The organism is Amycolatopsis sp. NPDC104587, assembly GCF_055583645.1.
Genome location: NZ_JBVJNO010000007.1, coordinates 138,738 through 156,805, shown reverse-complemented (window position 1 = coordinate 156,805; position 18,068 = coordinate 138,738). Strand labels below are relative to the sequence as shown.

The 18,068-nt window shown below is 71.7% G+C and carries 21 protein-coding genes; 15 read left to right on the top strand and 6 right to left on the bottom strand.

The window, feature by feature from the left end; all coding sequences use genetic code 11:
* Positions 1-160: 160 nt before the first annotated feature.
* Entirely contained in the window at positions 161-814 is a 654-nt protein-coding gene (locus tag ACZ61C_RS22670; RefSeq protein ID WP_465309769.1) for a GOLPH3/VPS74 family protein, read from the bottom strand.
* Between the two features lie 11 nt (positions 815-825).
* On the bottom strand, positions 826-2,280 hold the full coding sequence (locus ACZ61C_RS22665) for an ArnT family glycosyltransferase (protein ID WP_465309767.1): 1,455 nt from the start codon (positions 2,278-2,280) through the stop codon (positions 826-828).
* A gap of 167 nt (positions 2,281-2,447) precedes the next feature.
* Between ACZ61C_RS22665 and ACZ61C_RS22660 the strand changes: the two genes are divergently transcribed.
* Together ACZ61C_RS22660 and ACZ61C_RS22655 are read left to right on the top strand one after the other, a co-directional pair.
* Entirely contained in the window at positions 2,448-3,686 is a 1,239-nt protein-coding gene (locus ACZ61C_RS22660) for a sensor histidine kinase (RefSeq protein ID WP_465309765.1), read from the top strand.
* On the top strand, positions 3,661-4,311 hold the full coding sequence (locus ACZ61C_RS22655) for a response regulator (protein WP_465309763.1): 651 nt from the start codon (positions 3,661-3,663) through the stop codon (positions 4,309-4,311). Before ACZ61C_RS22660 ends, ACZ61C_RS22655 begins: the two co-directional genes overlap by 26 nt.
* A 155-nt stretch (positions 4,312-4,466) precedes the next feature.
* Here ACZ61C_RS22655 and ACZ61C_RS22650 read toward each other — a convergent pair whose 3' ends face one another.
* The 3 genes from ACZ61C_RS22650 to ACZ61C_RS22640 all read right to left on the bottom strand — a co-directional run bounded on the left by ACZ61C_RS22650 (position 4,467) and on the right by ACZ61C_RS22640 (position 5,961).
* Positions 4,467-4,838 (bottom strand): winged helix-turn-helix transcriptional regulator, encoded by a 372-nt coding sequence (locus ACZ61C_RS22650; RefSeq protein WP_465310210.1) that lies wholly within the window; start codon positions 4,836-4,838, stop codon positions 4,467-4,469.
* A 40-nt stretch (positions 4,839-4,878) separates the two neighbouring features.
* Positions 4,879-5,454 carry a TetR/AcrR family transcriptional regulator gene (locus tag ACZ61C_RS22645; RefSeq protein ID WP_465310209.1) on the bottom strand — a complete coding sequence of 192 codons (576 nt, stop codon included), beginning with the start codon at positions 5,452-5,454 and terminating at the stop codon, positions 4,879-4,881.
* 66 nt (positions 5,455-5,520) lie between these two features.
* Entirely contained in the window at positions 5,521-5,961 is a 441-nt protein-coding gene (locus tag ACZ61C_RS22640) for an SRPBCC family protein (RefSeq protein WP_465309761.1), read from the bottom strand.
* A gap of 23 nt (positions 5,962-5,984) precedes the next feature.
* On the opposite strand from ACZ61C_RS22640, the gene ACZ61C_RS22635 reads away from it, so the two are divergent.
* The 6 genes from ACZ61C_RS22635 (at position 5,985) to ACZ61C_RS22610 (ending at position 11,023) form a co-directional block, all read left to right on the top strand.
* A complete protein-coding gene (locus ACZ61C_RS22635; RefSeq protein ID WP_465309759.1) occupies positions 5,985-6,515 on the top strand; it encodes a TetR/AcrR family transcriptional regulator in 531 nt (176 codons plus the stop codon).
* A 10-nt stretch (positions 6,516-6,525) separates the two neighbouring features.
* Complete coding sequence (locus tag ACZ61C_RS22630) at positions 6,526-8,256, top strand: CocE/NonD family hydrolase (protein ID WP_465309757.1); 1,731 nt, start codon at positions 6,526-6,528, stop codon at positions 8,254-8,256.
* 66 nt (positions 8,257-8,322) lie between these two features.
* Positions 8,323-8,742 (top strand): hypothetical protein, encoded by a 420-nt coding sequence (locus ACZ61C_RS22625; RefSeq protein ID WP_465309755.1) that lies wholly within the window; start codon positions 8,323-8,325, stop codon positions 8,740-8,742.
* Positions 8,739-8,927 carry a hypothetical protein gene (locus ACZ61C_RS22620; RefSeq protein WP_465309753.1) on the top strand — a complete coding sequence of 63 codons (189 nt, stop codon included), beginning with the start codon at positions 8,739-8,741 and terminating at the stop codon, positions 8,925-8,927. The genes ACZ61C_RS22625 and ACZ61C_RS22620 overlap by 4 nt, the downstream gene beginning before the upstream one ends.
* A gap of 45 nt (positions 8,928-8,972) precedes the next feature.
* Positions 8,973-9,659: a response regulator gene (locus tag ACZ61C_RS22615; protein ID WP_465309751.1), complete on the top strand. Its 687-nt coding sequence runs from the start codon at positions 8,973-8,975 to the stop codon at positions 9,657-9,659.
* On the top strand, positions 9,656-11,023 hold the full coding sequence (locus tag ACZ61C_RS22610; protein ID WP_465309749.1) for a sensor histidine kinase: 1,368 nt from the start codon (positions 9,656-9,658) through the stop codon (positions 11,021-11,023). Before ACZ61C_RS22615 ends, ACZ61C_RS22610 begins: the two co-directional genes overlap by 4 nt.
* Here the strand turns inward: ACZ61C_RS22610 and ACZ61C_RS22605 are convergent.
* A complete protein-coding gene (locus ACZ61C_RS22605) occupies positions 10,986-11,411 on the bottom strand; it encodes an ester cyclase (RefSeq protein ID WP_465309747.1) in 426 nt (141 codons plus the stop codon). The genes ACZ61C_RS22610 and ACZ61C_RS22605 overlap by 38 nt on opposite strands.
* A gap of 79 nt (positions 11,412-11,490) precedes the next feature.
* Here ACZ61C_RS22605 and ACZ61C_RS22600 point away from each other — a divergent pair, with 79 nt between their 5' ends.
* The 7 genes from ACZ61C_RS22600 (at position 11,491) to ACZ61C_RS22570 (ending at position 18,066) form a co-directional block, all read left to right on the top strand.
* A complete protein-coding gene (locus ACZ61C_RS22600; RefSeq protein ID WP_465309745.1) occupies positions 11,491-12,027 on the top strand; it encodes a TetR/AcrR family transcriptional regulator in 537 nt (178 codons plus the stop codon).
* Between the two features lie 204 nt (positions 12,028-12,231).
* Positions 12,232-13,128, top strand: coding sequence for a LysR family transcriptional regulator (locus ACZ61C_RS22595; RefSeq protein ID WP_465309743.1), 897 nt, complete (start codon positions 12,232-12,234; stop codon positions 13,126-13,128).
* Positions 13,129-13,245: 117 nt separating this feature from the next.
* Positions 13,246-14,394 carry a CaiB/BaiF CoA transferase family protein gene (locus tag ACZ61C_RS22590; RefSeq protein WP_465309741.1) on the top strand — a complete coding sequence of 383 codons (1,149 nt, stop codon included), beginning with the start codon at positions 13,246-13,248 and terminating at the stop codon, positions 14,392-14,394.
* A gap of 88 nt (positions 14,395-14,482) precedes the next feature.
* The gene (locus ACZ61C_RS22585; RefSeq protein ID WP_465309739.1) at positions 14,483-15,226 is read left to right on the top strand and encodes a crotonase/enoyl-CoA hydratase family protein; all 744 of its coding nucleotides are present in this window, start codon (positions 14,483-14,485) and stop codon (positions 15,224-15,226) included.
* On the top strand, positions 15,223-15,969 hold the full coding sequence (locus ACZ61C_RS22580; RefSeq protein ID WP_465309737.1) for an acetoacetate decarboxylase: 747 nt from the start codon (positions 15,223-15,225) through the stop codon (positions 15,967-15,969). The genes ACZ61C_RS22585 and ACZ61C_RS22580 overlap by 4 nt, the downstream gene beginning before the upstream one ends.
* Entirely contained in the window at positions 15,966-16,874 is a 909-nt protein-coding gene (locus ACZ61C_RS22575) for a 3-hydroxyacyl-CoA dehydrogenase NAD-binding domain-containing protein (RefSeq protein WP_465309735.1), read from the top strand. The genes ACZ61C_RS22580 and ACZ61C_RS22575 overlap by 4 nt, the downstream gene beginning before the upstream one ends.
* Position 16,875: 1 nt before the next feature.
* A complete protein-coding gene (locus ACZ61C_RS22570) occupies positions 16,876-18,066 on the top strand; it encodes an acyl-CoA dehydrogenase family protein (protein WP_465309733.1) in 1,191 nt (396 codons plus the stop codon).
* Positions 18,067-18,068: the final 2 nt, after the last annotated feature.

Sequence of the window (18,068 nt, the reverse complement as noted above, 5' to 3'; positions counted from 1 at the left end):
CTGTATTCCCGCGGGGGGGAGAGGAGGGGGGGGCGGGGTTTGTCCCCCCCCCCCCCCTCCCCCCCCCCCCCCCCCCCCCCCCCCCCCCCCGACACCAACCCCCCCCCCCCCCCCCCCCCCCCCCCCGGAACCGGCCCCCACGCCGTGTCGTCCGGAGCGGTCAGCCGCCACCGCCGCCGGAGCTCGCCGCGATCGACGCGCTGCGGGCCGAGTTCAGCTCGCGGATCACCTTGCGCAGGGCCGGGACCGTCGCGCCCGTCTGCTCCGCCAGCGTCGCGATCCGCTCCTTGTGCGCCCGCCGTTCGCGGCGCGGCAGCACCGTGCCCAGCTCCACCGTCCCGGCCAGCGCCGTCAACGCCGCGACGTCCGACGGCACCGGCGCGTCACTCGCCAGCGCCGCCGCCACCTGCCGGCGCAGCCGCTCCACCGCGGCGCGGTCGGCGACGACCGGACGGCGGCGCGGGAACAACCCCAGCACGCGGGACGTCCGCATCGTGAGCACCCCCGCCGCGTCGAGCTGGGTCTCCAGCGACCGCAGCGTCTCGCGGGCGTCGCGGCGGACCCACGCGCGCCACTTGCGGTGCGGGTCCGCGGCCAGCTCGGCCAGCAGGTCGTCGAGCACCAGGTGGCCGGTGCCGCCGGCGCCGGTGACCACCGGCCGCCCGTCGCCGTCGGCGACCAGGCCGCGCAGCACCAGGTCGGTCAACGCCGCCGCGCGCACCAGCAGCGCGACGCGCTCCCGGTCGGGCAGCCGGTCACGCCCGGTGTCGCAGGCCAGCAGGTAGGCCCGGGCGGGCAGGGACAACGTGCTCATCTCGCTCCTTCTCATTGCCGCTTCAGCGCGGGCCAGATCCGCGACCAGGGCGCCGTCCGCCCGTCGTACTCCCACACCAGCCCGTCGACCAGCTTCGTCTCGTGCGCGAAGTACGGCCGCAGCAGGCCCGGGTCGAACCCGGCGAACAGCACCGCGTCGGCCGTCTCCGGCGGCGGGCCGAAGTACCAGTACGCCCGGTGTCCACTGTAGACGCGCTGGATGCCGTACGGCGCACCGTAGAACTCCGTCACCGCCGCGAACGGGTAGATTTCGGCGTACACCGCGGTCCGCGCCCGCACCTCGGGCGGCAGCGCCGCGTAGGTCTGCCCGATCGCCTTCGCCAGCTCCTGCTGCGGCAGCTCCCCCTGCGCGAACGCGCTGCCGAGCGAAAACGGCCCGAAGGACGTCCGCGTCGTCGAAGCGGGCCACACCGGCAGCGCGACGAGCGTGACCACCGCCGAGAGCACGAACGCCGGCCAGGCCACGGCCTTCCACCAGCCGGCCAGGTTCCGCCGAGTCAGCTCGGTCGCCGCCGCCGCGAACGGAACGGCGTAACAGCCCATCAGGTAGTAGGACCGCCCCTGCGTCGCGACCACGGCGAGCGCCACCAGGACCAGCGCGACCCCGAGGTACCGGTACGGCCGCAGCTCCGGTGACCGCAGCAGCCGCCAGACGCCGTACAGCAGCGCCAGCACGCCGACCCCGATCCCGGCGCCGAGCAGCCCGTCGCGCACCCAAGCGCCGTAGCCCGGGAACTCCGCGGCGACGACTTCACTCATGTGGGTGTACGGCCAGCCGTGCGTGGCCTGCCAGACCAGCGTCGGCACGGTGGCGGCGACGGCGATCGCGGCGCCCAGCCAGAGCTTCGGGCGCCGGAGCAGCTCCCGTGGGCCGAACACGAGCGCGGCGAGCAGCACCGCGGCCCACAGCGCGGGGATCAGGAACTTCGTCTCCAGCGACACCGCCGTCACGACGCCGGCCCAGACGAGCAGGCCGTCGCGGCGGGTGCGGGTCCAGCGCACGAGCAGCCAGCCCACGACCGTCCACAGGAACGGGTCCAGCACGTAGGTCCCGATCCAGTGGCTGACGATGACGATGCTGGACGTCGCGTAGCACGCCGCCGCCATCGCCTGGGCCGCGCGGCCACCGCCGAGCTCGCGGGCGATGAGCGCCGTGACGACGACCCCGGCGGCCGCGGCGAGCGTCATCGGCAGCCGCAGCACGACCAGCGAGCCCGGCGCGAGCCAGTCCATCAGCGCCGCGAGCGCCGGGATGAGCGGTGGCTGGTCGAAATACCCCCAGCTCAGGTGATTTCGACCAGCCACCAGGAAGTAGAGCTCGTCGAACCCGCCGGCGTAGCGCCCGCTGGTGAGGAGCAGCGCGAGCCCGGCCAGCCCGGCGATCACCAGGACCGGGGCACGGGCGAACGCCACCCGCGTCGCGGGTCGCGTTTGGACAGTCACCACGATGGCCTCCCTCGCTTGTGGTGGTCCCACTCCACCGGATCGGGGCCCCCGGCCGTAACCGGGCAAGGAAGGTCGTCGCGGCGACAAAAGTTGCGCTCCGGCGCGGCAGCCGCAACTTTGGTTGCGCATCCGGCACGGCGGCCCGGGCGAGCGGCTACCGTGACCGCGTGACCAGCACCCGGAGGCCGTTGTGGCCGAGCCGCGCGGACGCCTTCTGGCTGTTCCTCGCGGCGTTCGCGTTCGCGGGGCTGAACGTCCTGCTGTACGCGCTGGGCGAGGTCACGACCGGGCCGCTCGGCCCGGCGGCCGGCCTGGTGCTGCAGGTGGCCTGCGACCTCTCGCTCGTGCTGATGTTCCGGTTCCCGCTGCAGGTGGCCTGGTCGCTGGTCGCGGTGGCGGTCGCGATGCTGGCGTCCGACCTGTTCGCGCCGGGCCTGCTGGTGGCCGCGCACCCGCTGGCCCTGACGACGGTGCCGACCATCACCCCCGTCGTGCTGACGCAGCTGGCGCGGGTGCTCGACCGGCGGACGGTGCTCTGGGTGGCCGGCGCCCTCACGCTGATCGCGGCCCGGCCGTGGGTGCCGAGCTGGAGCACCACGCCGTTCGCGGTGCTCAGCACGACGTTGCCGGCGATGCTCGGGCTGTACGGCGAGGCGCGGCGCCAGCTGCTCAAGTCGTTGCGGGACCGCGCGGAACGCGCCGAGCGCGAGCAGCACCTGCTGGCCGAACAGGCCCGCGCGGAGGAACGGCGGCGGCTCGCGGGCGAGATGCACGACGTCGTCACGCACCGGCTCAGCCTGATGGTGCTGCACGCCGGCGCGCTCGGCGTCACGTCGGCCGAGCCGTCCGTGCGGACGGCGGCCGAGGACATCCGGCGTGAGGGCGCGCAGGCGCTGGACGAGCTGCGCGACCTGGTCGGTGTCCTGCGCAACGGCGCCGAAACCGGCGGCCCGCGGACGCTGCGCCCGGAGGAGCCGGGCGACCCGGCGCGGCTGGTCAAGGAGTCCCAGTCGGTCGGGGTGGCGACCGAGCTGGTGGTCGACGGCGACCCGGCGCAGGTGTCGCCGACGGTCGCGCGCACCGCGTACCGGCTGGTGCAGGAGGCGCTGACGAACGTCCGCAAGCACGCGCCGGGCGCGTCGGCGGCGGTCTCGCTGCGCTACCACGCGGGTGGTCTGGACGTTTCGGTGGGCAACACCGCGGCGGCCGGGCCGCCGGACCCGGCGCTGGCGGGCAGCGGCTCCGGGTCGGGCCTGGCGGCCCTGCGCCAGCGCGTCGAGCTGGTCGGCGGCCGGTTCGACGCGGGCCCCGCGCCCGGCGGCGGGTTCCGCGTCGGTGCGATACTGCCCGCCTACGTTCCGACGGCGGAAGGCACGCACAGTGATCCCGGTGCTCGTGGTCGATGACGAGCCGATGGTCTGCGCGCACCTGCGCACGATCCTGGGTTCGGCGGGCGACATCGAGGTGGTGGCCCAAGCCTCCGACGGCGCCGAAGCGGTCGAAGCGGTGGTCCGCCACCGCCCCCGCGTGGTGCTGATGGACCTGCGCATGCCGGGTGTCGACGGCCTGACGGCGATCGCGCGCATCGTCGAGCTCCCGGATCCCCCGGCGGTGGTGGCGCTGACGACGTTCGACGCGGACACGTACGTGATCCGGGCGTTGCGCGCGGGCGCGGCGGGGTTCCTGGTGAAGTCGACCCCGCCGGAGGACCTGATCGGCCTGGTCCGCGTGGCGGCGGACGGCCACACGGTGCTGTCGCCGTCGGCCGCGCGCCGGCTGGTGGCGTTGTCTTCGGACGGACGCGAGCGTTCCGATGACGCGCGGCGGCGGACGGCCGGGTTGACGGAACGCGAGCGGGATGTACTGGCGTGCCTCGGCGAGGGACTGTCCAATGCGGACATCGCCGTGCGGTTGCACCTCGCGGAGGCGACGGTGAAGAGCTATGTGTCGCGGATGCTCGTGAAGCTGGACTGTGCGAACCGGACTCAGGCCGGGCTGCTGGCGCACGAGGCGGGGTTGGTGGCCCGCTGAGGCCGGCGCCGGGCGACCAGGCGGCTCACCGTCGCCTGGTCGACCCCGGCCCGGCCGGCGACCGCCCGCTGCGGCTCGCCGTACGCGGCCGCGTGGCGGCTTCCGGCCCGCTGCCGTCGAGGACGACCGAGATCGACATGAGCGCAGACGATAAGTCAGGCCGAAGCGGGAGTGTGCTCCGCGTCGTAAGCCTCGCGAGACTCCTGCACCGCCGTCATGTGCTGCCTCGCCCACTGGTCCAGCACCTCGAGCGGCTCGGAAAGGTTCCGCCCCAACGCGGTCAGCTCGTACTCGACCTTCGGCGGGATCGTCGGGTACGACGTCCGCGTCAAGATCCCGTCGCGCACCAGGCTCCGCAACGTCTGCGTGAGCACCTTCTGCGAGATGCCATCCACCCGCCGCCCGATTTCCGTGAACCGCAGGGGGCCGTCCTTCAGGGCTCCGACGATCAGGACCGTCCACTGGTCGCCGATGCGGTCGAGCAGCTGGCGGGTCGGGCAGTTGCGGTCGTACGGGTCCGGCCACACGGCGAGCCTCCTCACTCTCCCGGAGAGAGTAACACGCCGTTCAGGCGGTAGCGGCCATCAACGTCGTGAACAGGATCCGCAGGTGACGGCGGCCGCGCTCCCAGCGAGCTTCCAGCTCGTCCTGGTCGCGGGTAGCCCAGCTCGCGATGAGAATGCCGCGCACCACGTCCATCGCCGTGTACACCGCGTGCAGGAACTCGTGGTGCTCCGCGTGCTCCGGCAGCAGCGCCTTGCCGAACTCCACGAGGCTCGACGTCGCGATCGGCTCGACCTCGGCCATCTGACGGCGCAGCTCCGGGTCCGTGCGCGAAGCGACCCACAGCTCCACCGTCGCCGAGAACACCGGCCCCTGGTGCATCTCCCACATCAGCTGCAACGCGTCGCCGACCGGGTCGCTGGACGCGCGCAGCCGGTCGAGCTCGGCCATCGCCACCTCGGTGCGCTTCTCCGCGAGGTGCCGGATCGCCGACGTCACGAGGTCGGCCTTCGTCGGGAAGTGGTGCACCTGCGCGCCGCGCGTGACGCCGGCGCGGTCGGCGACGCGCGTGGTCGTCGTGCCCGCGTAGCCGTACTCGACGAGGCAGTCGACCGTCGCGTCGAGCAGGCGGACGCGCATCGCCGCGCTGCGTTCCTCCTGCGTGCGGCCGGTCGATCCCCGTCGTGGCGCTGACATGCGCCTACTCTATGGGGCCACTCGCGCCTGGGTCGCGGTGACCAGCCCGGCCACCACCCGCTTGATGAACACCCCCAGGATCCGCCGGTAGAACCAGCCGGTGCCGGGGATCTTCGCGGTGAACGTCGAGTGCCAGTGGATCTCGGTGCCGCCGTCGGCCGGCGAGAGGTCTACGTAGGCGACGTAGTCCCGCAGCGGCAGGCCGTGCTCGAGCGAGTACCCGAACCGCCGGCCGGGTTCCAGCACGACGATCTTCTCGTACGAGCGAGTGCGCCCGGTCCGGAACAGCCGGACCGCACCCAGCCCTTCCGGCTCACCCTCCCCCTCGCTGACCAGCTCGAACGACCCGAGCGGCGACCACTCGGGCCAGCTCGCCCCGTCCCGAAGCAGGGCGTACACGGTGTCGGCGGGCGCGGACGTCCGGCCGCGCACCGAAATCTCTTGTACCATTTGGTACGTGTACCATCTGGTACATGATCGACACAAGCCCGCGCGCGAAGCTGCTCGACGCGGCGATCGACCACATCGCCCACCACGGCGGCGCGGGCAAGAGCCTGCGCGCGCTCGCGGCGGAGCTCGGCACCAGCCACCGCATGCTCATCTACCACTTCGGCTCGAAGGAAGGCCTGCTCACGGCGGTCGCGCGCGAGGTCGAGGCCCGGCAGCGGGCGGCGCTCGCCGACGCCGGCGACGGCCGTGAGTTCTGGCGGCGTCTGACCGCCGACGACCTGCGTGCCAACGAAAAGCTGTTCTTCCAGCTCTACGGCCAGGCCCTGGGCGGCACCCCCGGCACGACCGAGTTCCTGGACGGCGTCGTCGAGGACTGGCTGGGCCCGATCGAAGCCCTGCTCGCGCAGTACGGCGTCCCCGAAGCCGACCGCGCCGCCCACGCCCGGCTCGGCCTCGCCGTCGCGCGCGGGCTGCTGCTCGACCTCGTCACGACCGGCGACCGCGACGCCGTCGACGCCGCCATGGCGCGTTTCCTGGCGACGTACGAGGAGTGATACTGGCGGCATGCGTCTGACACTGGGGTTCTTGGCCGCACTTCTCCTCACGACCGGGCTGACCCCGGTCGCGTCCGCCGCCGGAAGCGGGCCCGTCCGCGAGACGGCGTGGGTCGAAACCGGCACCGACCACGACCACGACGGGCGGCTCGACCGCGTCGCCGCCGACGTCATCCGGCCCGGCGCGCGCGGGCGCGTCCCGGTGATCCTCGACGTCAGCCCGTACTACGCGTGCTGCGGCCGCGGCAACGAGTCGCAGAAGAAGACCTACGCGCCGGACGGCACACCGCAGCAGTTCCCGCTGTTCCTCGACAACTACTTCGTGCCACGCGGGTACGCGGTGGTGCTCGCCGACGTCGGTGGCACGAACCGCTCGTCTGGCTGCTTCGACGACGTCGAGAACGGCAACGCCGTCGTGAACTGGCTCAACGGCCGGGCGAAGGCCTTCGACGCGCCCGAGGGCGGCCGCCCGGTGAAGGCGGACTGGGCCACCGGCGCCGTCGGCGCGATCGGCAAGTCCCAGGACGGCGCCACCGCGATCGGCATGGCCGCATCCGGCATCGCGGGGCTCAAGACCGTGGTGCCGATCGAGGGTGTTGCGAACAACTACGCCCAGCTCGTCGCGAACGGCGCGCCCCTGGCCACGCCGGAGAACACCGGTTCGGCGTTCACCTACAACGACCGCGCGGCCGAGCTGTGCCAGCCGTTCGAGGCGGACATCAAGGCGCGCGCGGGCACGAACGGCGACTACAACGCCTACTGGCAGAGCGTGAACTACGTCCCGAAGGCCGCCCAGGTGCGCGCGAGCGTCTTCCTGGCACAGGGTTTCGGCGACGGCGCGGTCGCGCCGAACCAGTTCGCGGACTGGTGGGACGCGCTCGGCCGCGCCGGCGTCCCGCGCAAGGCGTGGCTGAGCCAGGCCGGGCACGTCGACCCGTTCGACTTGCAGCGCGCGCAGTGGGCCGAGACCTTGCACCGCTGGTTCGACCGCTGGCTGCTCGGCGTCCGCAACGGCGTCGAGCACGAACCCGCCGTGCACCTCGAAACCGCGCCTGACCGGTGGACGGACGTCCAGAGCTGGCCGCCCGCGACCGCGTCGGCGACGTTCCGGCCCTCGAGCGACGGGACGCTGGGCCGCCGCGGCTCCGGCACGGCGACCGTGGTCGACGACCCGGCGATCGGCCGGGAACAGTGGGCGGACGGCGTGTCGGCCGCGGTGTTCACCGGCGCTCCCCTGACCTCGGCGGTGCGGCTCGCGGGATCTCCGTCGGTGACGATCACCGCGTCGTCGGACAAGACCGCCGCGCGGCTCGGGGTCGCGCTCGTCGACTACGGTCCGGCCACCGTCCGGAACACCGCGAACTACGGCAGCGGGATCAAGAACCTGACCACGAAGTCGTGCTGGGGCGTCAGTTTCCCGGGCGACAGCGCGTGCTTCCTGGACACCACCACGGACCTCGTCGCGGCCGACCACCAGATCGTCGCCGCGGGCTGGGCTGACCTCGGGCACCACGCGTCGCTGCGGCACGGCGAACCGCTCGTCCCGGGCCGGGCGTACCCGATGACGTTCACGCTGACCGCGCTCGACCACGTCGTCCCGGCCGGGCACCGGCTCGGCCTGCTGCTCGGCGGCACCGACGGGCAGCTGTTCGACCCGGCGCTGCCGCCGCTGGGCGACACGCTGACGTTCGACCTCGCGCGGACGTCGCTCACCCTCGGCCTTACAAACCCCGAACACTAGGCGGACGCCCTCCGAACACCGCCCCGCCAAAGTTCTCCTCGTAACCCGGACACACGAGGAGACACGATGCGAGGAACCACCTGGACGCGGCTGGCGCTGGCGGGCGGCGCGAGCGCGGCCTGCCTGCTGGTGGCGGCGCCGCTGGCCTCCGCCCAGACCACGTCGCCGGCGCCGGTCGCGCCGATCACGCTCAGCCCGGAGGAGTCGCAGCAGGTCTGCGGCGACTGGGTGCCGAAGCTGCAGAAGAGGGCCGAGAACCTGCAGAAGCGGATCAACGGCGGCGCCGAGATCACCGGCTCGGTCGCCAACCTCAAGGCCCGGGCGCAGGACCAGCGCACCGCGGGCCACGAGGACCGCGCCAAGAAGCTCGACGACCGCGCCGCCAAGCGCCAGGGCAAGGTCGGCGAGCTGAACACGGCGAAGCAGAAGCTCGACGCCTTCGCGTCGGCGCACTGCAAGCCGGCGGCGCCGGCGCCGAGCAAGTGAGGGCGGCGAGGATCGCGGCAGCGGTCGGGGCCGCCGCGATCGTCGCGCTCGGCTGCTCGGCCTGCCGCGACAACCTGATGGGCCCGCCGGACTCCGGGTCGTCCCCGGCGTCGTCGGAACTGAGCGGCATCGAGTCGACACTCAACGGCGTCGAGTCCGACATGAACAGCGATGGCTCCCCCTGACCGGCTAGCGTCTCCCCGGAAGTGACGGCGGAGACGGGAGCAGGCATGGGGTCACCGGGGCGTGGCCTCGTCCTCGTGGTCGAGGACGAGGCCGCGATCGCCGAGCTGGCGGCGCTGTACCTCAAGCGCGACGGCTTCGGCGTGCACGTCGAGGCCGACGGCGGGCGGGCGCTCGACGCCGTCCGGCGGCTCAAGCCGGTGGCGGTCGTGCTCGACATCGGACTGTCCGGAATGGACGGTATCGAGATCTGCAAGGCGCTGCGCGCGGCCGGCGACTGGACCCCGGTGCTGTTCGTCACCGCCCGCGACGACGAGCTGGACCGCTTGCTGGGCCTGGAGATCGGCGCCGACGACTACCTCACCAAGCCGTTCAGCCCGCGCGAGCTGGCGGCCCGCGTACGGACAGTGCTGCGTCGCGCATCGGGGGCGACTCCGGCTGCTTCGACGTTGACCGTCGGGGGCGCGCGGGTCGACCTCACCAGCCGCCGCGCGTGGGCGGGCGACGTCGAAATCTCGCTGACGTCCACCGAGTTCGACCTCCTCACGCACCTGCTCCGGCACCCCGGGCAGGTGCTTTCGCGTGACCAGCTGCTGAGCGCCGTCTGGGGGTACGCCGCGGCCGCGGGCACACGCACGGTCGACGTCCACGTCGCGCAGCTGCGGGCGAAACTGGGCGCGTCGAGTCCGATTCGGACGGTGCGCGGCATCGGCTACGCGGCGGACCCGGCATGAGGGGGACGCTGGCCGGGCGGATCACGCTGGTGTGCCTCGCCGTGGCCGGGGTCGCGGTGATCGTGGCCGGGCTCGTCGCGGCCCGGCTGATCCGGACGACGGCGGACAACGTGCTGCAGTCGTCGCTTTCCGCGCAGGCCGACGTCGTCGCGACGCAGCTCGACGAGACCGGCATCGGGAACCGGCTGGGCGTCGGCAAGGTGGCCGACGTCGTGCGCGGGCAAGGGATTTCGGTGGTCGTGCGCCGCGCGGGCGGGCAGGCTGCCGGCGAAGGCGCCGCCGTGCAGGCCGCGGGAAAGCTCGGGCTCGGCGCGAACCACTCCGGGCGCGTCACGGTCGCGGGTTCGCAGTACCTCGTCGAGACGCGGGTGGTCGGCACGCGCGGGGCGGCGTTCGCGCTGGTCCTGCCCGCGCGCAACGCCGAAGCGACGCAACGCGCCCTGGTGCGCAGCATCGCGCTGGCGCTGGGCATCGGGCTGCTGGTCGCGGCGCTGGCGGGCTTCGTCTCGGGCCGGCTTTTGGGGCGTCCGCTGCGCCGGGCCGCGCTGGCCGCGGGCTCGCTGCGGGCCGGGCGGCGCGACGTCCGGGTGCCGGTGGAAGGGCCGCGCGAGGTGGCCGAGGTCGCCGGGTCGCTGAACTCGCTGGCCGACGCGCTGGCGGTGAGTGAAGCGCGGCAGCGGGACTTCCTGCTGTCGGTGTCCCACGAGCTGCGGACGCCGTTGACCGCCGTGACGGGGTTCGCGGAGGCGATCGCGGACGGCGTCGCGTCGGGTGACGACGCCGTCCGGGCCGGGCAGACGATCCAGCGGGAGGCCGCGCGGCTGGAGCGGCTGGTCTCGGACCTGCTGGAGCTGGCGCGGCTGGGGGCCGACGAGTTCCGGCTGGACGTCGCGTCGCTGGACCTGGGTGCGCTGGTGCGCGACTGCGCCGAGGTCTGGCAGCTGCGGTGCGCGCGGGAGCACGTGCGGCTGTCGGTGTCGGCGGTTCCGGGCCCGGTGCCGGTGCCGGCGGACGCGCGGCGGCTGCGTCAGGTGGTCGACGGGCTGGCGGAGAACGCGCTGCGCGTCACGCCGGCCGGAGCGCCGATGGTGTTTTCGCTGGCGGTGTCCGGTTCTTCGGCGTTGCTGTCGGTTCGCGACGGCGGCCCGGGCCTGGCGCCGGAGGACTACCCGGTGGCGTTCGAGCGCGGGGTGCTGAACGCGCGGTACCGCGACCGCCGTCCGGTCGGGTCGGGCATCGGGCTGGCCCTGGTCCACGGCCTGGTCACCCGGATGGGTGGGAGTCTGGCCGCGGGCCCGGCGCCGGAGGGCGGGGCGGCGTTCACGATCACCTTCCCGCTGGCGGCGTCTCTCCCTCCGGGCTGAGCTGGGCCGCGCGGTCCGTCACGTCCATCACGGCCCAGTGCTCGACCACCCGGCCGTCGCGGACGCGGATCATGTCCATGCTGGTCACGGCGTAGCTGCGGCCGGTCGAGAGCTGCGTGCCGGTGCTCGTGTAGCGGTTGACCGAGAACTCGCCGCCGGCGACGTTCTGCTCGACCCGCACACCGACGTCGCGGAAGCCGCTGAAGAACTCGCCGCCGAGCATGGCCTCCCACTTCGCGCGCCAGGCGTCGATGCCGTGGTGGTCGCCGCCCGCGCCGCCGCGGTGGTCGATCACCTGCGGGTCGATGTAGCGCAGGCCTTCGGCGACGCTCTCCGCGGTGAACGGCGTCAACGCGATCAGCCTGCGGTGGACCTCGGCGGCGTCCATGCTGCTCCTTAAGTGGGGACATCCCCGGTCAGGTCCGGCTACGCTAACCGGGGACGTCCCCACTTGGCAAGGGAGCAGCATGACGGCACGAGCCCGCAGGTCGGACGCGCGGGACAACCAGGCGCTCGTGCTCGCCGCGGCGCGGGAGGTCTTCGCCGAGGACGGGCCGGACGCGCCGCTCGACCGCATCGCCCGCCGCGCCGGCGTCGGCAACGCCACCCTGTACCGGCACTTCCCGAACCGGCGTGAGCTGGTTGTCGCCGTGTACGCCGACGAAGTCGCGGAGCTGCGAAGCCGTGCGGACCTCGAAGCCGACAACCCCGGCGAAGCGCTCTTCGCATGGCTCGGGCTGTTCGTCGAGCATGTGCGGACCAAGCGTGATCTTGCGCTTTCGCTGGCCGGTCCGGCGGGTGAGCACGAGAGCCTGTTCGCCGGTTGGCACGCGGCGATGAACACGACCGCCGCCGCGTTGCTCGGCCGCGCCCGGGCCGCCGGTGCGGTGGCGTCCGACGTGACCGAGCTGGACCTGCTCCTGCTCGCCACGGGCATCGCGTTGTCCGGCGGCGAGCCCGGCCGGTTGCTCACCCTGGTCCGCCGCGGCGTGTCGACCCCCTGATCACGCGTGTCGTCCATCCAGGCACACGTGTCGTCCGTTCCGGTACACGGGACTCGCGTGATCAGGGGCGGAACTCGCGTGATTGGGCGCGTAACTCACGTGATTGGGCGGGCATCTCGCGTGATTGGAGGGGCATCACGTGGGGTTGAAGGGACGACACGCGTACCTGGGTGGACGACACGGTGGGGGCCGTAGGGTCGGGGCATGGAGATGCTGCACCTGCGTTACTTCGTCGCGGTCGCCGAGGAGCTGAACTTTTCCGCCGCGGCCCGGAAGCTGCACATGGCCGCCTCTCCGCTCAGCCAGCGGATCAAGGACCTCGAGCACGAACTCGGGCAGCAGCTCTTCGACCGCAGCACCCACCACGTCACGCTCACCGCCGCCGGGGCCGCTCTGCTGCCGCTGGCGCGGGACGTCCTCGAGCAGGTCGGCGCCATTCCCTGGAAACTCGCCGAGGCGACGAAACCGCAGCGCAGCACCGTTTTCCTCGGCATGCCCGCCGGGGTGCACCCCGATCTGCGGGAGCGGGTCAACGCCCTCGCCGAGCGGGTCAAAGCCCGGTACGAGCTCAAGCGCTGGCCCGGCACCACCGCCGACCTCGTCCAGGGCGTCCACGACGGCAAGCTCGCGCTCACCCTTGCCCGGCTGCCGGTCACCGATCCGGCGCTGGAGCAGCTGCCGGTGATGTCGGAACGGCTCGGCGCGGTCGTCCCCGCGGATCTCTTCGCCGGGCGCGACTCGGTCAGCCTGGCCGAGCTCACCGAATTCCCGTACGTGGCCTCACCTGGGGAAATCACCCCCGCCTATTTCGACCAGCTCGACCACCAGTTGAGCGAACTGGGCGTCAAGAAACGCATTCGCCTGACGAACACCGGTTACGGCGGGACGTCCGAAATCATTTCCAGCGGCGAGGCCTTTTCCATTTCCATGCTGGACGACCGGAGCCCGATGCACGGCTACCGCCTGGACAACGTGATCGTGTTGCCGTTCAGCGACTTCCGGCCCCAGCTGGACACCGGCCTGCTGTGGCGTCGGGACCGCGACCTCCACGAGCTCGTCGAAGCCGCGAAAGACATCTTCAAAGACCTCATCACCACCTAGACAAATGGTATGACCACCGCGGTCATACCATTGTGCGTATCATGATCATTCCCTTTCGCCCCGCCCACGCCTACGTTCGTAAGTAGAGCAACGAAGCAAGGCGCGAAAGGACGAATGATGACGGACATCACCACCGGCCCGCTGGACGGCGTGCGTGTGATCGACCTCTCGACCGTGGTCATGGGCCCGTACGCGGCCCAGATCCTGGGCGACCTCGGCGCCGACGTGATCAAGATCGAGTCGCCCGCGGACACCGTGCGGGTCGGCCAGTACCGCACCACGCCGGGCATGACCCCGCTGAACCTCAACGTCAACCGCAACAAGCGCAGCGTCGCCCTCAACCTCAAGGACGAGACCGAGCGCGAGCAGGCGCTCAAGCTGATCGACACGGCCGACGTGCTGATCACCAACATGCGCCCCGGCGCGCTGAGCCGGCTCGGCCTGAACTACGCCGACGTCGCCGAGCGCAACCCGCGCCTGGTCTACGCCCACGCGCAGGGCTTCCGCGGCGACTCCCCGCAGGCCGGCAACGCCGCCTACGACGAGACCGTGCAGGCCTCCTCCGGCCTGGTCGACGTCGCCAACCGCGCGCTCGGCGAGCCGGTCTACCTGCCGACGATCATCGGCGACAAGGTGTCGTCGCTGACCATCACCTACAGCGTGCTCGCCGCGCTGGTGCACCGCGACAAGACCGGCCAGGGCCAGCAGATCGAGATCCCGATGACCGACACGCTGCTCGCGTTCAACCTGGTCGAGCACCTCGCCGGGCACACCTACGAACCGGCCGAGGGCCCCACCGGCTTTGCGCTCTCGATGACGAAGGGCCACGCCGCGGTCCGCACCAAGGACGGCCTCGCCTGCGTCATCCCCTACAACCCGAAGAACTTCCGCGACTTCTTCGCCGCGGCCGGCCGCCCGGACCTCGCCGACGACCCGCGGGTGAACGGCGACGCCATCGACCGCGCCGACAACGAGTGGCTGACCGGCGAGATCGCGGCGTGCGCCCCGGCGCTGACCACCGCCGAGTGGGCCGAGGTCTGCGCGAAGCACAGCATCCCGATGGCGCCGGTGCTGGAGCTGGACCGGGCGCACGAGGACGCCTACGTCCGCGACGGCCACCTGCTCGACACCGTCGAGCACCCGAGCGAGGGCACGATCCGCACGGTCGGCATCCCGGTGAAGTTCTCCGCGACGCCCGGCTCGATCCGCCGCCTGGCCCCCCTGACCGGCCAGGACACCGCCGAAGTCCTCGCCGAACTGGTCTGAACCACCGCACTTTCACGTGAAAGTGACGTGGAGGTCGTAACTCCGGATCGCTTTCACGTGAAAGCTCCGCCTTGGAAAGTGTGAAGTCATGAGTGAAGTGCGCACTGAGCGGGTTGGCAGCACCCTGCTGATCACGATCGACCGGCCGCAGGCCCGCAACGCGGTCAACGCCGCCGTCGCGACGCAGCTGGCCGCCGCGCTGGACGAGCTGGAAGCCGACCCGGCGCTCCGGGCGGGCGTCCTGACCGGCGCCGAAAACACCTTCAGCGCCGGCATGGACCTTAAAGCCGCGCTGAAGGGCGAGTCCCCGGAGATCCCGGGACGCGGGTTCGGCGGCCTCACCGAGGCCGAGCTGGCCAAGCCGCTGATCGCCGCGGTCGAAGGGTTCGCGATGGGCGGCGGGTTCGAGCTGGCGCTGGGCTGCGACCTGATCGTCGCCGGTGAAGACGCGAAGTTCGGCCTTCCCGAAGTGAAGCGCGGCCTGATAGCCGCGGGTGGCGGTGTGATCCGGCTGCCGAAGCGGATCCCGCACCACCTGGCCATGGAGTTCCTGCTCACCGGCGAGCCGGTCACCGGCCGCCGCGCGGGTGAGCTGGGCCTGGTCAACCGCGTGACGCCGAACGGGGACGCCGCCGCCGTCGCGCTGCAGCTGGCCGAGAAGCTGGCGGAGAACGCGCCCCTGGCGCTCGCCGCCGTCAAGAAGATCGTGCGGGCCGCGGATCCCGCGACCACCCAGCGCGAAGAAGTCAAGAAACTGATGCAGTCCCACGACGTCCGCGAGGGCATGACCGCCTTCGCCGAGCGCCGCGCTCCGAAGTGGACAGGCGAATGAAGATCGAAGAAGTCCGACAGCACGTGACCACTCCCCTGACGGCACCGGCGTTCGCGCCCGTGGTCCCGAGGTTCACCAACCGCGAGTACCTGAACATCGTCTACCGCACCGACGCCGACGCCCTGCGCGCCGTCGTCCCGGAGCCGCTCCAGGTCGAAGAACCGTTGGTGCGCTTCGAGGTCATGAAGATGGGCGACGTCTCCGGCTACGGCCCGTACACCGAGTCCGGCCAGGCGATCGAGGTCAGCTTCGACGGCGAACGCGGCGAGTACCTGCACGCGATGTACCTCGACAACTTCCCGGCGACGGCGTCCGGGCGCGAGGTCAGCGCCTACCCGAAGACCATCGGCAGCCCGAGTCTGTATGTCGACAACGGTGTCCTGGTGGGCACGCTCGACTACGGGACGCTCCGGGTGGCGACCGCGACCATGGGCTACAAGCACCACGAGCTGGACGCCCGCGAGGCCGAGCGGCAGATCACCGTCCCGACGTTCATGCTCAAGACCATCCCGGGTTACGACGGCGCCCCGCGGGTGCAGGAGCTGGTCCGCACCGAGATCACCGACGTGGTGGTCAAGGAGGCCTACACCGGCCCCGCGCGGCTGCAGCTGTTCCAGCACGTCCTGGCCCCGCTGGCCGACCTGCCGGTGCTGGAGGTCGTCTCCGCCAGCCACATCCTCACCGACCTGACCCTCGCCCCGGTCAAGCCGGTCTTCGACTACCTGAAGGGAGTCCGGTCATGAAGAACGCGGCAGTCATCGGCGCGGGCACCATCGGCCTGTCCTGGACGGCGCTGTTCGCCCACCACGGCCTGACCGTCCGGGTCACCGACCCCCGCCCCGACCTCGCCGACGCCGTCGCCGACGCGCTGGCGAAGTTCGCCCCGCACCTCGGCGCCACGGCCGCGGACCTGGCGAGCCGGGTCCACCTCGCCGCCGACGTCACCGAAGCCGTGCGAGACGCGGATGTCGTGCAGGAGAACGGACCCGAGAACGTCGAGTTCAAAAAGGACCTGTTCGCGAAGCTGGAGAAGGAAGCGCCGCGGCACGCGTTGCTGCTGAGCTCGTCGAGCGCCATCCCGTCCACGGCGTTCACCGCCGAGCTGGCGGACGCGAGCCGGGTCCTCATCGGACACCCGTTCAACCCGCCGCACCTGATCCCGCTGGTCGAGGTCGTCCCCGGCGAGCGCACCAGCAAGCACAGCGTCGAAAAGGCCGTCGACTTCTACACCGCACTCGGCCGGACGCCGGTCGTGGAGCGCAAGGAGATCCCCGGGTTCGTCGGCAACCGCCTGCAGAACGCGCTGAGCCGCGAGGCGATCTACCTCGTCGAGCAGGGGGTCGTCACGCCGGAAGACCTCGACAAGGTGATCACCAGCTCGCTCGGCATCCGCTGGGCGACGGTCGGGCCGTTCCTCGGCTCGCACCTCGGTGGCGGCCCCGGCGGCTACCGGCACATGGCCGAGCACATCGGCAAGTCCATGAAGAAGATGTGGGCGAGCCTGGGCAACCCATCGCAAACCGAAGAAGAGCAGGAACGGCTGATCGAAGCCGTCGAACAGGCTTACGGCTCCTCCACGTACTCGGAACTCGCCGAGACGCGCGACCGCAAGCAGCTCGCAGTACTGAACGCAATGGAGGAGAACTGACATGGAACCGCTCAAGGACAAGCTCACCGCCGACTTCTACGACTTCGAAGCGCTGCTGCCGGACGACGAGCGCAAGCTGCTCGTCCAGGCGCGCGAGTTCATGACCCACGAGGTCAAGCCGCTGGTGAACGAGAACTGGGAAGCCGGGACCTTCCCGAAGGAACTGATCGGGATGTTCCGCGAGAGCGGCCTCGCCGGCCTGCCCTACGAGGGTTACGGCGAGCACAAGCCCGCGGTCAGCCACCTCCTCACCGGCATGATGGCGATGGAGATGAGCCGCACGGACGCGTCCGTCGCGACGTTCTTCGGTGTCCACAACGGACTCGCGATGTACTCCATCTACAGTGGCGGCAGCCAGGAGCAGCGCGACCGCTGGCTCCCCGAGATGGCGGCGATGGACAAGATCGGCGCGTTCGCGATGACCGAGCCGCTCGGCGGGTCCGATGTGGCCGGTGGAATGCGCACCACGGCCAAGAAGGACGGCGACGCCTGGATCCTCAACGGCGCCAAGAAGTGGATCGGCAACGCGACCTTCGCCGACTACGTCGTGGTGTGGGCACGCGACGTCGATGACAACCACGTCAAGGGTTTTGTCGTCGAGAAGGACATGCCGGGCTTCGTGCCGGAGAAGATCCAGGGCAAGACCGCGTTCCGCATCGTCGAGAACGCCGAGATCACCCTGACCGACGTCCGGGTGCCGGAGGCGAACCGCCTGCAGGGCATCAACTCCTTCCGCGACGTCGCGGAGATCCTGCGCGCCACCCGCGGCGGGGTCGCGTGGCAGGCGCTCGGCGTGATGATCGGCGCCTACGAAGCCGCGCTGGCCTACGCCGGCGAGCGCAAGCAGTTCGGCCGCCCGATCGCGCGGTTCCAGCTGGTGCAGGACCTGCTCGTGAAGAGCCTCGGCAACATCACCGCGTCGTGGGGCATGCTCGTGCAGCTGGCCCGCCTGCAGGACGCCGGGATCTTCAAGGACGAGCACTCGTCGCTGGCCAAGGCGTTCGTCACCTCGCGGATGCGCGAGGTCGTCGCCTGGAGCCGGGAGATCTTCGGGGGCAACGGGATCGTGCTCGGGTACGACGTCGCGCGGTTCTTCGCCGACGCCGAAGCGATCTACTCCTTCGAGGGCACGCGCGAGATGAACACCCTGATCGTCGGCAAGGCGATCACCGGGCAGAGCGCCTTCGTGTAAGA

Coding starts and splice junctions, on each gene's coding strand:
- ACZ61C_RS22635 (WP_465309759.1), top strand. CDS start 5,985: ATGATCGACACAAGCCCGCGCGCGAAGCTGCTCGACGCGGCGATCGAC.
- ACZ61C_RS22600 (WP_465309745.1), top strand. CDS start 11,491: ATGACGGCACGAGCCCGCAGGTCGGACGCGCGGGACAACCAGGCGCTC.
- ACZ61C_RS22615 (WP_465309751.1), top strand. CDS start 8,973: ATGGGGTCACCGGGGCGTGGCCTCGTCCTCGTGGTCGAGGACGAGGCC.
- ACZ61C_RS22670 (WP_465309769.1), bottom strand. CDS start 814: ATGAGCACGTTGTCCCTGCCCGCCCGGGCCTACCTGCTGGCCTGCGAC.
- ACZ61C_RS22575 (WP_465309735.1), top strand. CDS start 15,966: ATGAAGAACGCGGCAGTCATCGGCGCGGGCACCATCGGCCTGTCCTGG.
- ACZ61C_RS22570 (WP_465309733.1), top strand. CDS start 16,876: ATGGAACCGCTCAAGGACAAGCTCACCGCCGACTTCTACGACTTCGAA.
- ACZ61C_RS22585 (WP_465309739.1), top strand. CDS start 14,483: ATGAGTGAAGTGCGCACTGAGCGGGTTGGCAGCACCCTGCTGATCACG.
- ACZ61C_RS22610 (WP_465309749.1), top strand. CDS start 9,656: ATGAGGGGGACGCTGGCCGGGCGGATCACGCTGGTGTGCCTCGCCGTG.
- ACZ61C_RS22605 (WP_465309747.1), bottom strand. CDS start 11,411: ATGGACGCCGCCGAGGTCCACCGCAGGCTGATCGCGTTGACGCCGTTC.
- ACZ61C_RS22625 (WP_465309755.1), top strand. CDS start 8,323: ATGCGAGGAACCACCTGGACGCGGCTGGCGCTGGCGGGCGGCGCGAGC.
- ACZ61C_RS22590 (WP_465309741.1), top strand. CDS start 13,246: ATGACGGACATCACCACCGGCCCGCTGGACGGCGTGCGTGTGATCGAC.
- ACZ61C_RS22640 (WP_465309761.1), bottom strand. CDS start 5,961: ATGGTACAAGAGATTTCGGTGCGCGGCCGGACGTCCGCGCCCGCCGAC.
- ACZ61C_RS22580 (WP_465309737.1), top strand. CDS start 15,223: ATGAAGATCGAAGAAGTCCGACAGCACGTGACCACTCCCCTGACGGCA.
- ACZ61C_RS22630 (WP_465309757.1), top strand. CDS start 6,526: ATGCGTCTGACACTGGGGTTCTTGGCCGCACTTCTCCTCACGACCGGG.
- ACZ61C_RS22645 (WP_465310209.1), bottom strand. CDS start 5,454: ATGCGCGTCCGCCTGCTCGACGCGACGGTCGACTGCCTCGTCGAGTAC.
- ACZ61C_RS22595 (WP_465309743.1), top strand. CDS start 12,232: ATGGAGATGCTGCACCTGCGTTACTTCGTCGCGGTCGCCGAGGAGCTG.